We start from the raw sequence: 20,413 nt of genomic DNA on the forward strand, positions 1-20,413 counted from the left end.
TGGAACCGCCTACCCACCGAGCAGCCCGGCGAGGGCCTTCTCGAGGTCGTTCACCGTGCGGTACAGCACGGCTGTCATTCCCAGCTCACGCGCCGCCTCCACGTTCTCCTCCCGGTCGTCGACGAAGAGGCAGCGGTCGGGGCGAGCGCGGGCCTTCTCCGCCGCCATCTCGTAGATCCGCCGGTCCGGCTTGGCGACACCGACGAGCGAGCTGTTGATCACCCCGTCTGCGAGGTCGGCGAGTCCCAGCAGCGCCAGGTCCTCGTCGAGCCACACCGTCGCGTTCGTGACGAGCAGGACGGGGCAGAACCTGCGCACCCGACGCAGCAGACGCACGACCGCCTGGTCCGCCCAGAAGCCCGCTTCCGTGAAGGCCTTGGCCAACGCACGGGCCTCGCTCGCTGACACCCGGGGCGCGAGGTTCTCCGCGATCGACCGCGCCCACTGCTCCCTGGTGATCCGCCCGAGCAACAGCGGCACGTCGTTCTCGGGGGCGAAGCCGATGGCCTCCGTGGTGCCCGCCGGCAGCCCCGCAGCCGTCTCGAGGCGCGCCACCTCAGCGGTGTCGTAGAAGCGGAGCACCCCGTCGAGGTCGCACAGGACGGCGTCGAAGGGCAGATCGAGGACTTCTTCAGCGCTCTCCACGCCCCATGCATACCAGCACCCCGCTCATGGGCCGGAGGCCCGTCCGCTCCGTGCTCACTGACGCCTCCGTCCCCGTGCACAGGAGATCGGCTCACCCGCGGGGTTCCAGCACCTCCAGGGTGCCGGTCTCGGTGTCGTAACTGCGCAGGATCGTGAGTCCGAACGACGCGGGTGGGGCGGGCAGCAGGCCTGGGATCCGCCGGTCGGCGAAGGCACCGGCGCGCCTCGTGCGTCCGAGGGTGATGTGCGGGGCCCATCGCCCGGGCTCGTGCAAGGGGTTGAGCGCGTCGGCGGGACTGTCCGCGGCCACCGCCTCCCACACACGGCGCTGCAGTGCGGCCAGGGCGGGATCGAGTTCCAGCGCCCAGGCGAGCACCGACGTGGGCCGCTCGAAGCGGACGACACCGGTGCACCGCGCGCGCAGCGGCAGCGTGGCAGCCGCCTCGGTCAGCTCCCAGCGGATCGACGCGGTCAGCTCCGGGCAGGCGGCCAGGGTGATGTGCGGACTGTTCGTCGGTGAACGGTGGCGTGCCTGACTGGGCAGTCCCGCGTCCGCGAGCCGTCGCCAGGCCTCCCGGACGACTCGCTCCGCAGCCTCATCCGGCAACAACTCGACGGTGCGCACCGCCGCAGCCTATCGACGATCTCCGACGCCCGCGCCCGCGTTGCGGTGGCCGGCTGCGGCCCTCCCCCGGGCCGGGGTGGTGCTACCTGCACCTTCGTCAGGGGGTGCGCGCCATTCTGTCGGCGGGGAATCGCTCCGACACTGATCACATGACGAATTCCATGGTTCTTCCGGTCGATCCGTCGGCGGCGTCCGGCCGAAACGCGCACCGGGGCGGGAGTGATTTCTCGGAACTGTCGCGGCGGATCACCGAGGCCGGGCTTCTTCGGCGACGTCCGCTGTACTACTCGGTGCGATTCGGGGTGGTCGCCGCCGCTCTCGCGGGATGCGTCGGAGCGTTCGTGGCTCTGGGAGACAGCTGGGCTCAGCTGTTCGTCGCCGTTGCCCTCGCGGTCGTCTTCGGCCAGCTCGGGCTGGCCGCCCACGACCTCGCCCACCGGCAGGTCTTCTCACGCCGCCGGCCCAGCGAGGCGGGCGGGCTGCTGGTGGCCGACCTCCTGCTGGGCATGAGCTACGGCTGGTGGATGAACAAGCACACCCGCCACCACGCGAACCCGAACCACGAAGGGAAGGATCCGGACGTCTCGCCGGACATCCTGGTGTGGTCGCGCCGGCAGGCACGCAAGGCGAAAGGCCTGCCGCGCTTCGTGGGGAGGTACCAGGCCGCGCTCTTCTTCCCGTTGCTGACCCTCGAAGGGCTCAATCTCAGTTTCAACAGCTTCCGGTCCCTCAGGAGCCCTTCGGTGAAGAGGCCGGTACTCGAGGGATCCCTTCTCGTGGCACATTTCGCTGTCTATCTCGGCGGCATCCTCGCGGTCCTCTCCCCCGGCAAGGCTCTCCTCTTCATCGCCGTTCACCAGGTTCTTTTCGGCATCTACCTCGGTTCGGTGTTCGCCCCCAACCACAAGGGCATGCCGATGATCGAGGAGGGCACCCGGCTGGACTTCCTGCGCCGCCAGGTGCTCACCTCGCGCAACGTCAGGGGCGGCGTACTGATCGACGTCTTCATGGGCGGGCTCAACCACCAGATCGAGCATCACCTCTTCCCCAGCATGCCGACACCGGCCCTGGCCACGGCACAGAACATCACCGAGCGGTACTGCGCCGAACTGGGCGTCCCCTACCACCAGGCCGGGCTGGTCGAGTCGTACCGCATGGCACTGCGGCATCTCGGGAGCGTCGGCGAGCCGCTGCGCGCCCGGGAGAGCCGACACGCCCCGGAGCGGTCCTGACGCGGAGCCCGAGCGTCTCGGTCCGGGCCACCGATCGAACCGGTCCTCGGCGATCAGGCGCGGTGACCCCGCCCGGTGCCAGGGTTGGAGCCGAAAGGAGGCCTCATGATCTCGGCACTCAACCAGCTCGTCGACCTCGTCGAGGAGCACCTCACCGAGGAGCTCGACGTCGGCCGGCTGGCCGGATCGCTCGGCACGACCGAGTACCACCTGCGCCGGATGTTCTCGTCCCTCGCCGGCATGCCGCTGTCGGAGTACGTGCGCAGGCGGCGCATGACGCTTGCCGCCGCCGATGTGGTCCGCGGCGAGGGGGACCTGCTGGGTATCGCCGTCCGGTACGGATACGGCTCGAGTGAGGCGTTCGGACGCGCGTTCCGGGCGGTGCACGGCGCCGGACCCGGTGAGGTGCGCCGCGACGGAGGTCCCCTGCGTACCCAACCGCAGCTCAGGTTCCGCCTGACCGTCGAAGGGAGTACTCCCATGGAGACCCGCCTCGTCGACCGGCCCGCATTCCGGCTGGTCGGGCACGCCGTCCGTGTGCCGCTCATCCACCACGGCGTCAACCCCCGCATCCAGGAGCACATCGCCGCACTGCCGGTGGAGGAGCATCAGCGGCTGAAGACCCTCAGCAACACCGAACCGAGCGGCTTGTTGCAGGTCAGCGACGATGTCGATCCCGACGGCCGGGAGGGTACCGAACTGACCTACCTGCACGGAGTCGCCGTCGACCGGGACACACAGGTCCCGGACGGGCTCGACGCCATCGAGGTGGCAGCAGGCAGGTGGGCGGTCTTCCGCACCAGCGGACCGCATCCGCAGGCCCTGCAGACGGCCTGGGCGGCGACAGCGACCGAGTGGTTCCCCTCCAACCCCTGGCGGCTGCGACCGGGTCCGTCGGCCGTCTCGATCCTCGACCACGCGGACGACTTCACCACCGCCACCTGCGAGCTGTGGCTGCCCGTCGAGCCCGGTTGACGGACGCGCGGCCGGGCCGGGGAGCGGACGTCAGAACAGCCGCCCCTGCATGACTTGTCGAGCGGGCCGCTCAGCCGGCCGGCGCGCCCCCGCCGGAGCATGCGCCGGCTCCTCACCGAAGAGGGGCGCCGTACCGCACTCGTCCAGCTCGGCCGGGATGCGGGTGTCCACCTCAGGGCGCGGCGCCGCCTCGCGGTCGAAGTCGTCCGGGGTCATGCACACCCAGTCGCGCCCACCTTCTTCGGTCACGGCCGTCACCGCCTCTCCCCCGGGCCCACTCCCGGAACGCCTCCCGGGCCCACGTGCACCCTCTCATGATCAGTTCCACCCTCGCGGGATTCTGAACACTCGAGCACCTCACCGCGGCCGGCGAACGGGGTCCGTGACGGTCCGTCAGGACCTGCGGACCGACTTTGAACACATCGATGACAAAGTCTGGACATGACAAGCGAAAGTCTCCTACCTTTGCGGCGCAACCGCGCTCCACCCCGTGAACGACCGGAACGATCCGGCACGGTCCGGTCCCCAGCACAGGAGGACCCCTTGCGCCAACGACCCTTCCCCCGAGCCCGAAGACACTTCCTCGCACTGCTCACGTCCACCGTCCTGGCCGGCGGTGCCCTCGCCACGCCGGCGGTCGCGGCCGACCCCGCCCCGACGGTCACCGAGCCCTCTCCGGCCGCTGCCGCCGACATCCCGCCGCAGGAGCCCGGCATCACGCTGCGCGTCTACGACGTCCAGACTCCGCTCAGCAAGCTGTGCACCCTCAAGCCGGGGCAGACCCCCAATCACGACAAGCTCATGCCCACCGTCGACTGGTCCACGGCGGCCGACTTCGGCGGGTTCGAGGACCGGTTCGTCTCCGAGGCGACCGGCCATCTGATCGCCCCGCGCGACGGGTCGTACGTGTTCCGCCTCACCAGCGACGACGGTTCACGCCTGTCGCTCGACGGCTCCACGGTGATCGACCACGACGGTCTGCACGGCGCCGAACCGAAGGACGCCACCGTCCACCTCACCGCCGGACCGCACCCCCTGCGCGTCGACCACTTCGAACGCGACGGCGGGCAGCAGGTGCAGTTGGCCTGGAAACCGCCGGGCGAGGACGAGTTCACCGTCGTGCCGCGCGAGGCACTGAGCACCGACGCCGGCGTGGTCCGGGTGACGGCGCCGGGCCGCAAGGAGTGCGAGGCGGGTGGCGACTCCCCCGGCGACGGGCTGCCCCTCACCTCCGTACGTCCCGACCTCGACCTCACCGACCTGCGGCCCGAGGGATTCGAACCGCAGGTCACCGGCATGGACTGGCTGCCCGACGGACGACTGGCGATCAGCACCTGGGGCGGCACTGACAACGTTGCCGGCGAGGTGTACCTGCTCGGCAACGTCACCGGCCGGACCAGCCGCGACAAGGTCACCGTCGAGAAGGTGGCCGAGGGGCTGCGCGAGCCGATGGGGATCAAGTACGTCGACGGGTCCCTGTACGTCTCGCAGAAACACGAACTGACCCGGCTGGTGGACGACGACGGTGACGACGTCACCGACACGTACCGCACGGTGGCCACCTGGCCCTACGGGGGCAACTTCCACGAGTTCGCGTTCGGCCTGCTCTACCGCGACGGCTACTTCTACGTGAACCTGTCCGTCGCCATCGACTACGGCGGCGCGACCACCACCCCGCAGCCTGCTCCCGACCGCGGAACCACCTACAGGATCAGCAAGAAGACGGGCCGGATCAGCCCGGTCGCCGGTGGGCTGCGTACGCCCAACGGGATCGGATGGGGCCCGGAGGGCGGCCTGTTCACCACCGACAACCAGGGCGGCTGGCTCCCCTCGTCGAAGCTGGTGCAGATCAAACAGGGCCGCTTCTTCAACCACTACACCGAGCCCGCCGGACCCTTCGAGTCCTCCCCCGTCACCTCGCCGGTGCTCTGGCTGCCGCAGAACGAGATCGCCAACTCGCCCTCGACTCCGCTGTACTTGAAGAAGGGGCAGTTCGCGGGCCAGATGCTCATCGGTGACGTCACCTACGGCGGTCTCCAGCGCGCCTACCTGGAGAAGGTCAAGGGCCAGTACCAGGGTGCCGTCTTCCGTTACACCCAGGGCCTGGAGGCCGGCGTCAACCGCCTCACCCTCGGCCCCGACGGCGCCGTCTACGCCGGCGGGCTCGGCGCGGACGGCAACTGGGGCCAGGAGGGCAAACTCCGCTTCGGTCTGCAGAAGTTGACCCCCAACGGCGGCAACACCTTCGACATCAAGACCATGCGTGCCGTCCCGGGCGGCTTCGACCTGACGTACACCCAGCCGGTGTCCGAGCAGACCGCCGCACAGCTCGCCGCGCGCTACCGGATCGAGCAGTGGCGCTACACGCCGACCAAGGACTACGGCGGCCCGAAGATCGGGGAGGAGAAGCTCGCCGTGCGCTCGGCGACGCTCTCCGGCGACGGCCGGACCGTCCGGCTGCGCACCGACGGCCTCAAGCCGGGGTACGTGGTGCACCTGCGTTCCCCGCGTCCCTTCACCTCGGCCTCCGGCGAGGCGCTGTGGAGCACCGAGGCCTGGTACACGCTCAACGCCCTGCCCGGGAAGCAGCCGCCGGCCGCCACCCTGTACGAGGCGGAGGAAGCCCGGCTGACCGGTGCGGCCGGGATCAACACCGACCACTCCGGATACTCCGGCAGCGGTTTCGTCGACCGGTACGCCACCGAGGGCGAGGTCGCCACGACCTTCGACGTGACCGTCCCCAGGAGCGGCACGTACGACGTGAACCTGCGCTACTCCAACGGACCGAACCCGTTCGCCGGCACCAAGTCCCTCTCCCTGTACGCCAACGGCGAGAAGGTCCGGCAGACCCTGCTGCCCTCCACCGGTGACTGGGACTCCTGGTCCACCCGCACCGAGCGGTTGAGACTGCGCGCCGGTCACAATTCCCTCTCCTACCGGTTCGAGGCCGGTGACACCGGCCACGTCAATCTCGACCTGATCACCGTGCGTCCGCACGGTGCGCGGGTGACGCTCTTCGACGGCACCGCCGGGTCGCAGTCCCAGTGGCAGCACACGGACGGGCGCACGGTGGCCTGGCCGCTGACCGGGGAGAAGTCGATGGAGGTGTGCTGCGGCGACATCCGCACCAAGGACGCCTACCAGGACTTCGCCCTGCACGTGGAGTTCCGTGTGCCGTTGCTCCCGCCGGACGTCACCGGCCAGGACCGGGGAAACAGCGGCATCTTCCTCCAGGACCGCTACGAGCTGCAGATCCTCGACTCCTACGGCGACACCTCCCTGGACACCGACGAGGCCGGGGCCATCTACCGGAAGAAGGCACCCGACGCCAACATGGCGACGAGACCGGAGACATGGCAGACGTACGACGTCGTGTTCCGTGCGGCCCGTTTCGACGAGCAGGGCAGGAAGACCGCCGATGCCCGGGTGACGGTGGTGTGGAACGGCAAGAAGGTCCACGACGACCTCGTCCTCGACGGGCCCACCGCGTCCGGCCGGGCCGAGACGTCCGCTGCGGGAGCGATACGCCTGCAGGATCACGGCAACAAGGTGCGTTTCCGCAACGTCCAGGTGCGCCCCCTGTAGTGCGTCCTGCGCAGCCCTCCGCGGTGTGCCGCCACTGACGGGCGTCCGCGGAGTGTGCGGACGGGGGGCTGGTGGCGGCGGCCGCCAGGCCCCCGTCCGGTCTCCTGCCGGTCACCGGTCACCGGCCGCCGTCCGTTTCGCGGGCCGGACGACGCCCCCTGCGCGGGTGAGGGACGATGGAGGGGTGCGAAGCCGACCAGCACTGATCTTCGACGGCGACTGCGGTTTCTGCACCACGTCGGTGGACGTCGTCCGGCGCATGGTGCGGCCGCGGTGCGAGGTCGTGGCCTGGCAGCAGGCTGATCTCGACGCCCTCGGCGTCACCGCGGACCGCGCCCGGTACGAGGCCCTGTGGGTGACGCCGACCGGGCGGGTGTACGGCGGCGCCCAGGCGGTGGCGAAGATCCTGCTCGGCGCCGGTGGGCTGTGGGCCGTCGTGGGAGCCGTCCTCACTCTTCCGCCCGTGCGGTGGATCGCCCACGCCGTCTATCGTCTCGTGGCCGAGAACCGCATGCGGCTGCCGGGAGGGACGGCGGCGTGCGCGCTGCCCGGGGCGAAGGTGCCCCGGGCGCAGCCCGCCGCGTCGTCGCATCCTGCGGCAGATGTCAGGTCGACCAGATGACTCCGCCGTTGTGCACGATGACCACCTTGGCGTCCGCCCGCAGAACCAGTTGCGCACCGTCGTGGCCGTGGGTGCGCGCGGCCCATATGGGCCGGTCGGCACCGTTGTGGATGACGAGGTTGCCGTCCTGCTGGAAGATCGCCCGGTGGTTCTCGCCGAAGGTCATGGACGCCCAGATCGGCTTGCCCTTCTCGTTGTAGACGACGAGGTTGCCGTCGGTCTGCATGATCATGCGGATGCGGTTGGTGGTCCAGGCCTGGTTGACCTCCAGGACGCTGGTCGCCGAGATGGTCGCGGTGCCCCAGTCCGGTTCGGGGGCGGCCTTCGGCTTCGGTTTCGGCTTGGGCTTGGGCTTCTTCGTGGGCGAGCTGCTCGGGCTGGGCTCCGGCGGGACCGCGACGGGCTGCGGCGCGGCGGCCACCGGCGCCGCGCTCTTCTCCGGCTTCTTCTTCCGGGGCGACGCACTGGGTTTCTCGGCCACGTAGTCGTCGAGGGCGGCGGGGGCCGATTCCGGTTTCAGGACGGTGTCAGCGTCACCCGCCGTCACGGTCCGGGAGGCGTCGCGGCCGTCGTCGTCGCGTCCGCCGCCGGTCAGCAGCAGCGGCACCGCGACCAGGACGGCGCCGAGGACCGCGGCTCCCGCCAGGACCGGTTTGCGGGGTCGCCCGGTCTGAACGTCCGTGCCGGAGCCGGGGGGCGGGGGAACCGCCGCAGCGGCGGCCACGCCGATGCGCGCGGCCGGGCGCTCGGGGGCTGCGGCCGCCTGTGCCGTCGTGGCGGCTTCCGGTGCGGGGGCGGCGGTGTCGGGGGCCGCTGCCGGGGCGTGGGCCGACGTACCACCGGGCCCCGCCTCAGGGGTGCCGGGACTTGCGGCCGGGGTGGGGCCCGGCTCGGTGCTGCCCGGCTCCCGCTCGGCGGCGGCCGCGGAGGCGGAGGGCCCTCCCGCCGAGGCGGTGCCCGGCTCCCCCGTGGGCGTGGTGGCCCGGCCCGGTTCCGGAGCCGTCGACGCCGAGGCGCCGGACGGGGAGCCGTTCTCCTCCTCGCCGGGGTCGGCGGCCTTCTCCGCTTTCGCGCCGGGGGTGCGGTGCTGGGGGGACATGCGGTTACTCCTCCTCGGTGGCGGAGCTGTCGGTGGTGGGCAGGGGGCCCGCACAGGGGGCGGGCAGGGTGAACGCCCGTGCGTCCGGCGGGCGTCGGGCAGTGCCACGCCCGGGTGAGCCTTCGGCTCGTGCGCGTCGTCGAGCGTCCCGGCACCGTGGCCCCCGGACGCAGCTCCGACGCGCTGCGAGCAGCCCGGCACGCGGCAGGACTCCGGCCTGCCGTACGGCCGGGCCGCACTGTACGTCGACGAGTCCGACGACGAGGCCAACTTAACCCGTCCGCGGTGTGACGTCCGCGCTGCCGTCCCGACAGCCGGTGCCGCTTTGTCCGTCGGCGCCTCGCTGCTCCCGGAACGTTCCCCACCCGGGCAGCAAACGGGCACACCACGGGTCCATACGGAGCTCGCTCGGACACCTACGGACCAGGGCGGTGTGGCATCCTGTTGGCCCGGCCGATCAGTGTCGGCGTGTATCCATGCCGTTCGGCACCCAAGTATGCGTAGGGACCCAAGAGTTCAGGTGGAGATGCGGCCCCGAGAACGGCGAGCGGCCCTGCAGGGCGCCCTGCCGGTGACACCTGACGCCGCCGGCCCCGCCCCCACCGGACCACCCGTCGCGGGGGCCGGGGACACCGGCGACACATCCGAGACACCCGGGGTACCCGAGATACCCGACGCCGTGCGCGAGGCCGCCCGCCGGGCCCCGGGGCACTGGGTCGGCGTGGTGGACCCGGAGTGGACGCAGCAGCGGACGCCGCCCGACTGGGCGGTGGTCGGTGAATGGCGGGCGGACGACAGCGGGGACGTGGCCGAGTACCGCGCCAATCCCGCCTACCGCCCCTCGGCGCGGATGCTCGGCTGGCCCGAGCCCACGGATGCCGTGGACGCCGCGGCGCAGCGGGCCGCCACCGGTTACGGCTCGGTCGACGAGGCTCTGGCGGCTCTCGCCGAGGCGGAGGTCACGGTCGTGCGCGGCCCGGGCGGAGGGCCGCTCACCGCCGCCGGACGGGACGGGGCGCCCGTGATGCTGTTGTTCACCTCGGCGCCGCACGCGTTCATGTCCCCGGCACTTCACCACGACACCCTGGCCGTGGAGGAGCTGGCCCGTTCGCTGCGCGGTTCCGGCACCGTGCTGCTGGTCAACCCCGGGGCGGCGGCTCCCCTGTTGGTCCCGGCGGACCGCGTCCCCGTCTCCGGAGCCGCCACCGCGCAGGACGCCGGGCCCGCCGTTGCCGGTTCGCCCCTCCCGGACGGCACCCCCACTGCCGATGCCGCGGTCGCTGCGCGCTCCCGGAGCGGCGGCCCGCACGAACCCCGGCCCCACACCACAGGGAGGACCCCGTGACGCGATCGGCCCAGCACCCCTCCACCGCCCCGGGCGCCCTCGCGGCGGCCGATTCCGGGAGCGGGACGCCCTCCGCCGCCGGATCCGCCCCGGAGCGGACGGTGACCGAGCCGGGCGCGGCGACGACGGAGACCGGCTCGGGGACCGCCGAGGAGACCTCCGAGTCCGAGGAGGCCGCACGGCCCGGACCCTCCGCGACCGTCAGCGCGGCCGGGCCCGAGGGCGACACCACCCGCGACGTGACGGGGACGCTTCCCGCCGGCCGGACCGAGGGCGAGGCCGATCCCGGTTCCGCCGCAGCGGCCGAGAGCCGGCTGCCCGCACTCGTCCGTACCGTCACCCGGACCGCGATCGACCGGCCGCAACAGCGGGCCGCTCCGGTCGGGCGGCCCGGCACCGCGGTGCTGGCCGGAGCGGCCCTCGTCGGCGCTCTGCTGGTGTCGGTGCCCTTCCTGGTGCTCGGCGGCAACGACGACGGCGGCGGCCGCAAGCAGGCCGCGGGTGCCGGAACCGTGCTCGGCGACGACGGCCAGGAGGCACCCGGCGACTTCGTGGCGACCTCGCCCACCACCAGCCCCTCCGCCGAACCGGGGAAGGCGACCGGCGAGCCCGAGAAGCCGGCGGCCCGTGACACCCCCGCGCCGGACACCGGCACGGACGAGAACGGGGATGCGCCGAAGGTGTCTGCCCGGGCGAAGGACCGGCCCGAGGCACCGGCACGGGGCGAGCGGGACGGCGCAGGCGGGTCCGGCGGCGACGGGGACCGGCCCGCCGACACCGGTTCGGGTGCCGGTCTCGGCTCCCCCGTCTCGCTGCACAGTCATCTGTCCGGCCGCTGCGTCGACGTACCCGACGGCGACTTCAGCGACGGCAAGCAGCTGTGGGTGTGGGACTGCAACGACGGCCCCGCGCAGAAGTGGCGGTTCGCCTCGGACGGCACCGTGCGCATCGGCGGCAAGTGCCTGGACGTGGCCGGGGCCGACTACGACGACGGCACCCCGATCCAGATCGCCTGGTGCAACGGCAACGCCGCGCAGCAGTTCACGCTGAACGGCAGCCACGACCTGGTCAACACCGTGGTCGGCAAGTGCGTCGACATCAAGGACAACAACCGGGGCAACGGGGCCGGACTCCAGCTGTGGACCTGCGCCGGTACCGACAACCAGAAGTGGAGCGTCTGACCGGACGGCCACGGGAGCGGGCGTACCGCTGCCGTGACTCGTCCGCGCGGGACAGGACATGATGATCCGTCGGCCCGCCGACACGCGCCCCGGTCCAGCGGGGCGCACGCTGAAGACCACACCGCAGCAAGGAGGTTGGTGCGTGTCGCGCCAGGTACTGACGGTCGGCCCGGGAGACGGGGACCGCTACCGGACGATCGGTGAGGCACTCTCGGCGGCCCGGACCGGCGCGATCATCAGCGTCCGGCCCGGGACCTACCCGGAGAACCTCGTGATCCACACCCGGGTCACCCTCACCGCTGCCGAGGGGCGGGGCACCGTGGAGATCAGACCGCGCTCGGGCAGCGTGCTCGCATTGCGCGCCGACGCGGTGATGCTCTCCGAGCTGACCCTGCGCGGCGGCGACGCGGAGGAACCGGCCGTGGACGTGCGGCGCGGGCAGGCCGCGCTGGACGGCTGTGAGATCGTCGGCGCCGCCTGGACCGCGCTGCTGGCCGGGGGAACCGGCTCGCTCGCGTTGCGGGACTGCCGGGTGAGCAACGGGCAGGGCGCGGGCATCGTGGTCACCTCGACCACGCCCACCACGGTGGAGTCCTGCACCTTCGAGCACTTGGGGACCAGCGGTCTGGTCCTCGCCGAGCAGGGCGAGGCGCGCGTGCGGGGCTGCACCGTGCGCGACGCACGCGGCAACGGCCTGCTCGCCAACGGCGAGTCCCGGGGGACCGTCGAGGACTGCGACATCTCCTCCACCGACAAGCCCTCCCTGGCTCTGGAGCAGAACTGCTCCCTGTCGGTGGCCCGCACCGTCGTGCACGACACCAGCACCGGCGTCCACGTGAGCAGCGCGGGCCGTACGACGCTGGAGGACGTACGCGTCACGGGGGCGTCCGGCAACGGGATCACGCTGGCCGCGGGCACCGACCCGGTGCTGCGGCGCTGCCGGGTCTCCCGCACCCGCGGCCACGGGGTGCTGGTCACCGACCGGGCCCGGGGCACCTTCGAGGACTGCTGGGTGGACGGCGCCCGGGCAGCGGCCCTGCGGGTCGCCGGAGCCGCCTCTCCTGCCCTCACCGGCTTCACCGTCCGCGACTGCGAGGAGACGGGCCTGCTGCTGGAGGAGGACTCGGCGCCGGAACTGGACCGCCTGGAAGTGATCGGCGGCGCACCGGCGGTCCTGGTGCGCGGCGGGGCCAACCCGCTGCTGCGCCGGGCCCGCCTGGTGGAGCCGTCCGGTGACGGCATGACGGCCGTGAAGGACGCCCGCGGGCGTGCCGAGGACTGCGAGATACTCCGGCCGAAGGGCGCGGGCGTGCGTGCCGCGTCGGGCAGCACGCTGTATCTAGCCGGGGGTGGCGTGTCGGACGCCGCCACCGGCGGTCTGGTCGTCGAGGACGGCGGGAACGTCACCGTCCGGGACTTCCGCATCGAGATCTCCGGCGAGGACGGCGTGGTGGTGGCCGCCGGCGGTGAGCTGACCGCCAACCGCACGGTCGTGCACGCCGCTCAGGGGCACGGCTTCCTGCTCCGTGAGGGGGCGCTCGCCTCCCTGAGCGCCTGCGAGGCGACCGGTGGGGCGCAGGACGGCTTCCGGGTGGAGTCCACGGCACCGGTCTCGCTGGTCAACTGCCTCGCCCGGGAGAACACGGGGGGTGGCCTGGTGCAGACGTCCCCCGGTGAACGGCTCGCCGTGGAGGGCCTGAACAGCACCGGGAACGGCAAGCGGGACGCCTGGGGCACCGGCAGCGCCGAGAACACCGATCCGGCGGGGTCCGGGGCGGCGGACGCGCCCCCGCCCGACCGCGCCGACGGCCCGCTCGGCGCCCTCAACGCGCTGATCGGGCTGGAGAACGTCAAGCAGCAGGTGCGTACCCTGGTCAACCTGACGCAACTCGCGCAGCGCCGGGAGAAGCTGGGCATGCCCGCCCCGCCGATGAGCCGCCACCTCGTCTTCGCCGGGCCGCCCGGCACCGGCAAGACGACCGTCGCCCGGCTCTACGGGTCGATCCTGGCCGAACTGGGGTCACTGCGCAGCGGGCACCTGGTGGAGGTGTCCCGTGCGGACCTGGTCGCCCAGGTCGTCGGCGGGACCGCGATCAAGACCACCGAGACCTTCCAGCGGGCGCTGGGCGGTGTGCTGTTCATCGACGAGGCGTACACGCTCACCTCGGACAGCGGCAACGGCGGTGCCGACTTCGGCCGTGAGGCGGTGGACACGCTGCTGAAGCTGATGGAGGACCACCGCGACGACGTGGTGGTCGTGGCCGCCGGATACTCCCGTGAGATGGAGTCCTTCCTCACCTTCAACCCCGGACTGGCCTCCCGCTTCTCGCGCACGGTCGAGTTCGAGAACTACTCGGTGCCCGAACTGGTCGCGATCATGGAGAACATGTGCGCCCAGCACCAGTACGAACTCGGCGAGGGCACCGCGCAGGCACTGGCCGCCCACTTCGAGGCGATGCCGCGGGACGCCGGTTTCGGCAACGGACGTGCGGCGCGCGGGGTGTTCGAGGAGATGGTGGACCGCCAGGCGGTCCGCCTCGCCTCCCAGCAGCAGGTCGGTGAGCACGATCTGCGGCTGCTGCTGCCGGAGGACGTCTCCGCCACGGCCGCCGCGAAGGCGACCGGGACCGCCGCGGCCGAGGACGACCCGCTGACCCGCCTCGGCGACATGATCGGCCTGGCCGAGGTGAAGCGGGGCGTCGCGGACCTGGTCAATCTCATCACGACCGCCCGCCACCGCGCGGCCGCCGGGCTGCCGGTGCCCTCGCTCAGCCACCACCTCGTCTTCACCGGTCCGCCCGGCACCGGCAAGACCACGGTGGCCCGGCTCTACGGCGAGATCCTCTCCCAGCTCGGCATCCTCGAGCGGGGCCAGCTGGTCGAGGCGGCCCGCGCCGACCTCGTCGGACGGTACATCGGCCACACCGCGCAGCTCACCCGTGAGGTCTTCGAACGGGCCCGCGGCGGTGTGCTGTTCATCGACGAGGCCTACACCCTCACCCCGCGCGGCGAGAGCGCCGACTTCGGCCAGGAGGCGGTGGACACCCTGCTGAAGCTGATGGAGGACCACCGTGACGAGGTGGTCGTCATCGTCGCGGGATACACCGACGAGATGGAACGCTTCCTGGCCTCCAACCCCGGACTGTCCTCACGTTTCCCGCGGCGGGTGGCCTTCGCCGACTACTCCTCCGAGGAACTGGTCACCATCGTCCGCACGCAGGCCGCGAGCATGGGCTACGAGTGCGGTCCCGGCACCGGTCCGCTGCTCAAGGAGTACTTCGACGCACTGCCCCGGGACCGGTCCTTCGGCAACGCACGGCTGGCCCGCCAGGTGGTGGAGTCGATGGTCACCCGGCAGGCCGGGCGGCTCAGCTCGCTGGCCGCCCCCACCCTGGACGACCTGCGCATCCTCCTGCCCGAGGACGTCACCGCCGCGACCGCGAAGGCGGCACCCCGATGAAGTCGCCCACCGGCGGGACCGCCCGCCTGCTGTCCGGTGCCGGTCTCGCCGCCGCCCTGCTGCTGAGTCCGGCCGGCACCGCGCACGCCCTGCGGCCTCCCCTGCTCGCCGCGGCGGACGGGAAGGGCCAGCAACTGCCCGGCATGCCGTCCGCGCTCGATCCGGACGCCGGGCAGGAGGCCTGCACGCCCGCCTCCGAGGCGACGGCGAAGAAGCAGGACTGGTCACGCCAGCGGCTGGACCTCGCACGCGTGCACCGGCACAGTACGGGTGCGGGCGTGACCGTCGCCTTGATCGACACCGGCGTCGACACCGACGCGGCAGGGCTCGGCGGACGGGTCACAGCCCAGGGCGCGGCCGGTGACGACTGCGTGGGACACGGCACCTTCCTCGCCGGGCTCGTCGCCGGCACCGGCGGGAGGACGCCGAGCCTCGCCGGGGTCGCGCCCGACGCGAGGATCCTCGCCCTGCGGGGCACCGACGCGTACGGCCGGCCGGAGGCGGGACTGGTGGTGGAGGCGCTGCGCCGGGCGACCTCGGCCCGGGCCGACGTGATCGCTGTCACGGTCGCCCTGCCGCGCCGCGACCCCGAGCTGACCCGCGCGGTCGCCGACGCCCGGCGCGCCGGTGCGGTGGTGGTCGCGGCCGCCACCCCCGACCCGACCTCCCGCGGCGACAGCGACGAGATCCCGCCGCGCACGTACTACCCGGCCGGTGAGCCGGGTGTCCTGTCCGTCGCCGACATGCTGCCCAGCGGGGCCCGCCCGGACGGTTCCCTGCGCACCGGCGGCATCGACCTGGCCGCTCCCGGTGCGGGCGTGGTGTCGGGCGGGCCGCGCGGCGACGGCCACTACCTCGGGGGCGGTGCCGCGGTGGCCACGGCCTACGCCGCCGGGGCAGCCGCGGTGGTCCGCGCCACCCACCCCGGCGCCTCCCCCGCCACCGTCACCCGCCGCCTGACCGCCACCGCCTATCCGGCGGACATCCCGCAGCTGGATCCCTACGCCGCCGTCACCACCGTCCTCGGGGACTCCCCGCGGACGGCACGTGCCGACGGCGGCTCCGGCCCCGTGGCCGTGCGCGACACCTCGGCGGCGGACCGTGTCACCCACCGCGCCACCCTCTTCGTCGTCCTGGGCACCGCCGGCGTCCTGTGCGTCCTGTGGGCGGCCTTCGCCTATCCGCGGGCCCGCGCCAGGGGCTGGCGCCCGGCGGAAACACGCAGCAGGAGCCGGCGACACTGAGCCGCGGGGCTCAGGCCCCCCGTGGGGTCCGCAGTCCTCCCGCCGCGGAACAGGAGCGGGGGCCACCCAGGTGGCCCCCGCTTCTCCGTTTCCCGTCAGGCGTCCTGACCCTGACCTACCTCCACCAGCGCCGTCTGCATCAGCCGTTCGCGGCGGCGGGCGATGTGCAGCGCGCGGCCCGGGGGGAGGTTGCGCGGCTTGGCGTTGCCGAACAGGCGGCCTTCCGTGGGCGGGCAGGAGAGGAGGACGGCGGGGTTGTTGGCCTCGTCCAGGCGGCGCAGCAGGCCGTCGCCGAGGCCCCGGCCCGCACCCATGGCGCTGCGGGCGACCACCAGGTGCAGACCCATTTCGAAGCCGAGTGTGAGGTGCTCGAAGAGCGGCTCGAAGGGGCTCTGGAAGGAGTTGGTGGAGACCATGTCGTAGTCGTCCACCAGGATGAACAGACGCGGACCGGTCCACCAGTCGCACCGGCGCATGCGGGCCGGGGCGATGTCCGCGCCGGGGACGCGGGTCTTCATGGCGCGGGCCGCTCCCTCGACGGTCTCCTTGAGGTTGTCCAGGGAGATCACGTGACCGATGCGGTACTCCTCGGGGACGGTGTCCACCAGCGTGCGCCGGTAGTCGACCACGATGATCTTCGCCTCGCCGGGCGCGTAGCGGCTGGTGATGCCCTCGGCGACGCGGCGCAGCAGGTTGGTCTTGCCGCTCTCGGTGTCACCGACCACGATCAGGTGCGGAGTGCGGCTGAAGTCGTGCCAGACCGGCTCCAGGGCGTCCTGGTCGATGCCGAGCGGGAGGCGCATGCCGCCGCCCTCGGTGGCCTCGGGCGCGGGCAGTTCCGCGAGCGGGAGCCGGTGCGGCAGCATCCGCACCTGCGGGGCGGACGGGCCCGGCCAGTGCCGCGACACCTCGGACACCAGGTGGGCGACGCCGTCACCGAGGTCGTCGAGGGAGCCGCTGCCGTCGAGGCGGGGCAGGCCTGCCAGGAAGTGCATCTTGGTGTCGGCCGTGATGCCGCGGCCGCCGCTGCGCGGCACCGAGCGGGCCTTGCGGGTGTCGACCTCGGAGTCCATCGGGTCGCCCATGCGCAGTTCGAGGCGGGTGGCGGCCTGGTCGCGGACCTGGGCGGACAGTTCCACCCAGCGGGTGGTGGTGACCAGCAGGTGGATGCCGTAGTTGAGGCCGCGGGCGGCGAGTTCGTTGAACTTCGGGATCAGGTCGTCGTAGTCCTGGCGGACGGTGGACCAGCCGTCGACCACCATGAAGACGTCGCCGAAGGGTTCGTCGGGGAACTCCCCGGCCGCCCGGCGGCGCCGGTAGGACTGCATCGAGTCGAGGGTGTGGTCGACGAAGAACTGCTCGCGGCGGGCGAGCAGCGTCATCACCTCGGCGACGGCCCGGTGCACCCGCTCGGGGTTGAGCCGCGCCGCGACACCGCCGACGTGCGGCAGGCCGGCGAGCTGGGAGAGGCCGCCGCCGCCGAAGTCGAGGCAGTAGAACTGGACCTCGGCGGGCGTGTGGGTGAGGGCGAGGGCGCTGATCAGGGTACGGGTGAGGGTGGACTTGCCGCTCTGCGAGCCGCCGGCGACGGCGACGTGGCCGCCTGCCCCGGACAGGTCGACGATCAGCGGGTCGCGTCGTTGCTCGAAGGGCTTGTCGACCAGGCCGACGGGGACGCGCAGCTTCCCGGTGCCGGGCCAGCCGGTGGCGGTGAGGCCGCGTGCGGGGTCGGGGGCGATGCCGGGCAGGAGGGCGTCCAGCGGGGACGGCTCGTCCAGCGGGGGCAGCCACACCTGGTGGGCGGCCGGGCCGGAGTCGCGCAGCCGGTCGAGGGCGACGTCGAGGAGGGTCTCCTCGTCGCCGGTCTCCTCGGTCTCGGGCTCCGGTTCGGGTGCCGGCTCCAGGGTGCGCGGCACGACCCAGCCGCTGGTCCAGGGCACGACCTGGCTGGCCACCCGGGCCTGCACCACCGCGCCGGTGCGACGGTGGTAGGTGCCGGAGGAGTAGGCGGCGCGGAAGCGGGTCAGCGCCTCCACGCCGGACTTCAGGTAGCCGCTGCCGGGCTGCGCGGGCAGTTGGTAGGCGTCGGGGACGCCGAGCACGCCGCGGCTCTCCATGGCGGAGAAGGTGCGCAGGCCGATGCGGTAGGAGAGATGGCTCTCCAGCTGGTGCATGCGGCCCTCGTCCAGGCGCTGCGAGGCGAGCAGCAGGTGCACGCCGAGGGAGCGGCCGAGGCGGCCGATCATGACGAACAGGTCCATGAACTCGCGGTGGGCGGAGAGCAGTTCGCTGAACTCGTCGACCACGACGAACAGGCTGGGCAGTGGGGTCAGGCCGGCGCCGGCGGCGCGGGCGCGCTCGTACTCCAGGGCGGAGGTGTAGTTGCCGGCGGCGCGCAGCAGCTCCTGGCGGCGCATGAGTTCTCCGTGCAGGGCGTCCTGCATGCGCTCGACGAGGGCGACTTCGTCGGCGAGGTTGGTGATGACGGCGGAGGTGTGCGGGAGTTCCTCCAGGCCGAGGAAGGTGGCGCCGCCCTTGAAGTCGACGAGGACGAAGTTGAGCGTCTCGGACGAGTTGGTCAGGGCCAGGCCGAGGACGAGGGTGCGCAGCAGTTCGCTCTTGCCGGAGCCGGTGGCGCCGATGAGCATGCCGTGCGGGCCCATGCCGCCCTGCGCGGACTCCTTGATGTCGAGTTCCACGGGGCGGCCGTCCACGCCGACGGCGACGGGCACCCGGAGCCGGGCGGAGCCGGTGTGCCGGGCGAACAGGGTCTGCGGGTCGTGGCGGTGCAGGTCGGGGATGCCGAGCAGGGTGGTCAGTTCGACGTCGGTGTCCAGGGGTTGTGCGATGTCGGTGCCGAGGCTGATGCGGCGGGCGGTGAGCAGGCGGGCCAGGGACTCCGCGCCGAGCGGCCCGAGCCGGTCGGGGCGGCCGAGCGGCACGGAGCGTTCCTTGCGGCTGCGGTCGGTGCGCACCAGGTTCACCTGTTCGGGTCCGACGGTCAGCCGCAGTGTGTTGCGGCCGGGACGCCAGCGCAGGGCCCCGGAGACGTCCAGGACCACCGCGTTGCGGTAGCCGTGACCTTCCCAGCGGTGTCCTTCGGGGACGGTGACGCCGTCCAGGACGACGACGGTGTAGGGCTCGTCGCGTCCGGGGCGGGCGTCCGGGTCGAAGCCGGGGCGTTCGGCGAACTCGGCGCCGAGCAGGTCGTCCAGTTCGGTGAGGTCGGCGGTGATCCGGCGGACCTGGCCTGCGCCGTCCTCCTCGTACGGGTGCAGGGCGTGGGGCAGCCACTTGACCCACTCCCAGTCGGGCCGGCGCTCGTCGCTGACGCAGACCGCGAGCCACAGTTCCTCGGGGGCGTGGAACACCGCGAGCTGACCGAGTGCGGCGCGTACCAGGGAACGGACGGCGTCGCTTGCGGCGTCCCCCTCGGGGGCGCCGGTCGCGCCCGGCCGGGCGGACGGGTCACCGCGGGTCTCCTCGGGGCGCAGCAGGATCCGGGCGGAGGAGCGCAGGTACAGGCCGAGGGGCTGGTCGGGAACGGTGGAGTAGGCGCGGATGAAGCGGCGCAGGGCGTGCGCGCAGAGGGGTTCGAGGTCTTCCACGGGCCGGGTGGAGACCGGCTGCAGGGTGAGTGCGAGCTGCTGTTCGCCGACCGCGAGCCGCACCTCGCCGAAGTCCTCGTCGGCGGGGCGGCGTTCCCACAGGCGGGAGGTGCGGGCGAGGGAGCGCAGCGAGGCCGGGTCCGGGTGGCGCCAGGCCAGGGCCCGCTGCTGTTCGACGATGGTGGCGCGGACGCGCTTGCGGATCTGCGCCAGGTAGCGGAGGTAGTCGCGGCGCTCGCCCCTGAGGCGTTGCTTGCGTTCGCTGGAGCGGCGCATCAGCTGGCCCAGGAGCATGGCTCCGGCGGAGAGCGCCATGACGCCCAGCGCCAGGTAGATGAAGACGCCGTTGCCGCCGCCGGGGCGCAGGAACATCAGCATCATCGACACCGACATCAGCGCCATCGGCAGATAGGTCCATATCGCCGATGTGTCCGGAACGGTCTCGGCGAGGACCGGGGGTTCCTGGAGGGTCAATTGCCCTTCGGGCATCTCCGGTCCGCGTCTGCGGGCAGGCCGGCGAAACAGCACCACGCTCAAGGGACAGAACCTCCGGGTTCGCTGGGCTTTCCGGCCCGCACCGAATACCCGCCGCGCGTGGCAGCGGGAAAGCGCCCCACCGGGTGGACGCGTACGCTCGCAGCACAATCCGGCGGGCGTCGGCAGTAGTCTGCATTCACCGAACGCCACCTGTCCACGCGGGACGGGTGGTTACCGGACGCCGGGGTGCAATTCCACTGCTCTGGCCTGTCGTTGGTGGCCGCATATACCTTACGTACTCTTCACCCGTTCCCC

The 20,413-nt window shown here is 72.6% G+C and carries 13 protein-coding genes; 8 read left to right on the forward strand and 5 right to left on the reverse strand.

Annotation, left to right across the window (positions count from 1 at the left end; genetic code table 11):
• Positions 1 to 9: 9 nt before the first annotated feature.
• Both Q5694_RS26240 and Q5694_RS26245 read right to left on the reverse strand, forming a co-directional pair.
• Positions 10 to 645 carry an HAD-IA family hydrolase gene (locus Q5694_RS26240; RefSeq protein WP_333935827.1) on the reverse strand — a complete coding sequence of 212 codons (636 nt, stop codon included), beginning with the start codon at positions 643 to 645 and terminating at the stop codon, positions 10 to 12.
• Between the two features lie 91 nt (positions 646 to 736).
• On the reverse strand, positions 737 to 1,270 hold the full coding sequence (locus Q5694_RS26245; protein WP_333935828.1) for a 2'-5' RNA ligase family protein: 534 nt from the start codon (positions 1,268 to 1,270) through the stop codon (positions 737 to 739).
• Positions 1,271 to 1,431: 161 nt separating this feature from the next.
• Between Q5694_RS26245 and Q5694_RS26250 the strand changes: the two genes are divergently transcribed.
• Positions 1,432 to 2,502, forward strand: coding sequence for a fatty acid desaturase family protein (locus tag Q5694_RS26250; protein ID WP_333935850.1), 1,071 nt, complete (start codon positions 1,432 to 1,434; stop codon positions 2,500 to 2,502).
• A 105-nt stretch (positions 2,503 to 2,607) separates the two neighbouring features.
• On the forward strand, positions 2,608 to 3,477 hold the full coding sequence (locus Q5694_RS26255) for an AraC family transcriptional regulator (protein WP_333935829.1): 870 nt from the start codon (positions 2,608 to 2,610) through the stop codon (positions 3,475 to 3,477).
• Between the two features lie 30 nt (positions 3,478 to 3,507).
• On the opposite strand, the gene Q5694_RS26260 is transcribed toward Q5694_RS26255, so the two are convergent.
• The gene (locus tag Q5694_RS26260) at positions 3,508 to 3,726 is read right to left on the reverse strand and encodes a hypothetical protein (protein ID WP_333935830.1); all 219 of its coding nucleotides are present in this window, start codon (positions 3,724 to 3,726) and stop codon (positions 3,508 to 3,510) included.
• Positions 3,727 to 4,020: 294 nt separating this feature from the next.
• Here Q5694_RS26260 and Q5694_RS26265 point away from each other — a divergent pair, with 294 nt between their 5' ends.
• Positions 4,021 to 7,062 carry a family 16 glycoside hydrolase gene (locus Q5694_RS26265; protein ID WP_333935831.1) on the forward strand — a complete coding sequence of 1,014 codons (3,042 nt, stop codon included), beginning with the start codon at positions 4,021 to 4,023 and terminating at the stop codon, positions 7,060 to 7,062.
• Positions 7,063 to 7,246: 184 nt separating this feature from the next.
• Positions 7,247 to 7,684, forward strand: a complete 438-nt coding sequence (locus Q5694_RS26270; RefSeq protein WP_333935832.1) for a thiol-disulfide oxidoreductase DCC family protein — start codon at positions 7,247 to 7,249, stop codon at positions 7,682 to 7,684.
• Here the strand turns inward: Q5694_RS26270 and Q5694_RS26275 are convergent.
• Positions 7,668 to 8,783, reverse strand: coding sequence for a mannose-binding protein (locus Q5694_RS26275; RefSeq protein ID WP_333935833.1), 1,116 nt, complete (start codon positions 8,781 to 8,783; stop codon positions 7,668 to 7,670). The genes Q5694_RS26270 and Q5694_RS26275 overlap by 17 nt on opposite strands.
• Positions 8,784 to 9,309: 526 nt before the next feature.
• Between Q5694_RS26275 and Q5694_RS26280 the strand changes: the two genes are divergently transcribed.
• The 4 genes from Q5694_RS26280 (at position 9,310) to Q5694_RS26295 (ending at position 16,013) form a co-directional block, all read left to right on the forward strand.
• A complete protein-coding gene (locus Q5694_RS26280) occupies positions 9,310 to 10,128 on the forward strand; it encodes a type VII secretion system-associated protein (protein ID WP_333935834.1) in 819 nt (272 codons plus the stop codon).
• Positions 10,125 to 11,309 (forward strand): ricin-type beta-trefoil lectin domain protein, encoded by a 1,185-nt coding sequence (locus Q5694_RS26285; protein WP_333935835.1) that lies wholly within the window; start codon positions 10,125 to 10,127, stop codon positions 11,307 to 11,309. Before Q5694_RS26280 ends, Q5694_RS26285 begins: the two co-directional genes overlap by 4 nt.
• 142 nt (positions 11,310 to 11,451) lie before the next feature.
• Positions 11,452 to 14,769 (forward strand): right-handed parallel beta-helix repeat-containing protein, encoded by a 3,318-nt coding sequence (locus tag Q5694_RS26290; protein WP_333935836.1) that lies wholly within the window; start codon positions 11,452 to 11,454, stop codon positions 14,767 to 14,769.
• Entirely contained in the window at positions 14,766 to 16,013 is a 1,248-nt protein-coding gene (locus Q5694_RS26295; RefSeq protein WP_333935837.1) for a S8 family serine peptidase, read from the forward strand. Before Q5694_RS26290 ends, Q5694_RS26295 begins: the two co-directional genes overlap by 4 nt.
• Before the next feature lie 95 nt (positions 16,014 to 16,108).
• Here Q5694_RS26295 and eccCa read toward each other — a convergent pair whose 3' ends face one another.
• Positions 16,109 to 20,110, reverse strand: coding sequence for a type VII secretion protein EccCa (gene eccCa, locus Q5694_RS26300; RefSeq protein WP_333935838.1), 4,002 nt, complete (start codon positions 20,108 to 20,110; stop codon positions 16,109 to 16,111).
• Positions 20,111 to 20,413: the final 303 nt, after the last annotated feature.

The organism is Streptomyces sp. AHA2 (genome assembly GCF_036857595.1).
Lineage (GTDB): Bacteria > Actinomycetota > Actinomycetes > Streptomycetales > Streptomycetaceae > Streptomyces.

Excerpts from the sequence above, each read along its gene's own strand:
- Q5694_RS26250 (WP_333935850.1), top strand. The coding sequence starts at position 1,432 with ATGGTTCTTCCGGTCGATCCGTCGGCGGCGTCCGGCCGAAACGCGCAC.
- Q5694_RS26255 (WP_333935829.1), top strand. The coding sequence starts at position 2,608 with ATGATCTCGGCACTCAACCAGCTCGTCGACCTCGTCGAGGAGCACCTC.
- Q5694_RS26275 (WP_333935833.1), bottom strand. The coding sequence starts at position 8,783 with ATGTCCCCCCAGCACCGCACCCCCGGCGCGAAAGCGGAGAAGGCCGCC.
- Q5694_RS26280 (WP_333935834.1), top strand. The coding sequence starts at position 9,310 with ATGCGGCCCCGAGAACGGCGAGCGGCCCTGCAGGGCGCCCTGCCGGTG.
- Q5694_RS26295 (WP_333935837.1), top strand. The coding sequence starts at position 14,766 with ATGAAGTCGCCCACCGGCGGGACCGCCCGCCTGCTGTCCGGTGCCGGT.
- eccCa (WP_333935838.1), bottom strand. The coding sequence starts at position 20,110 with ATGCCCGAAGGGCAATTGACCCTCCAGGAACCCCCGGTCCTCGCCGAG.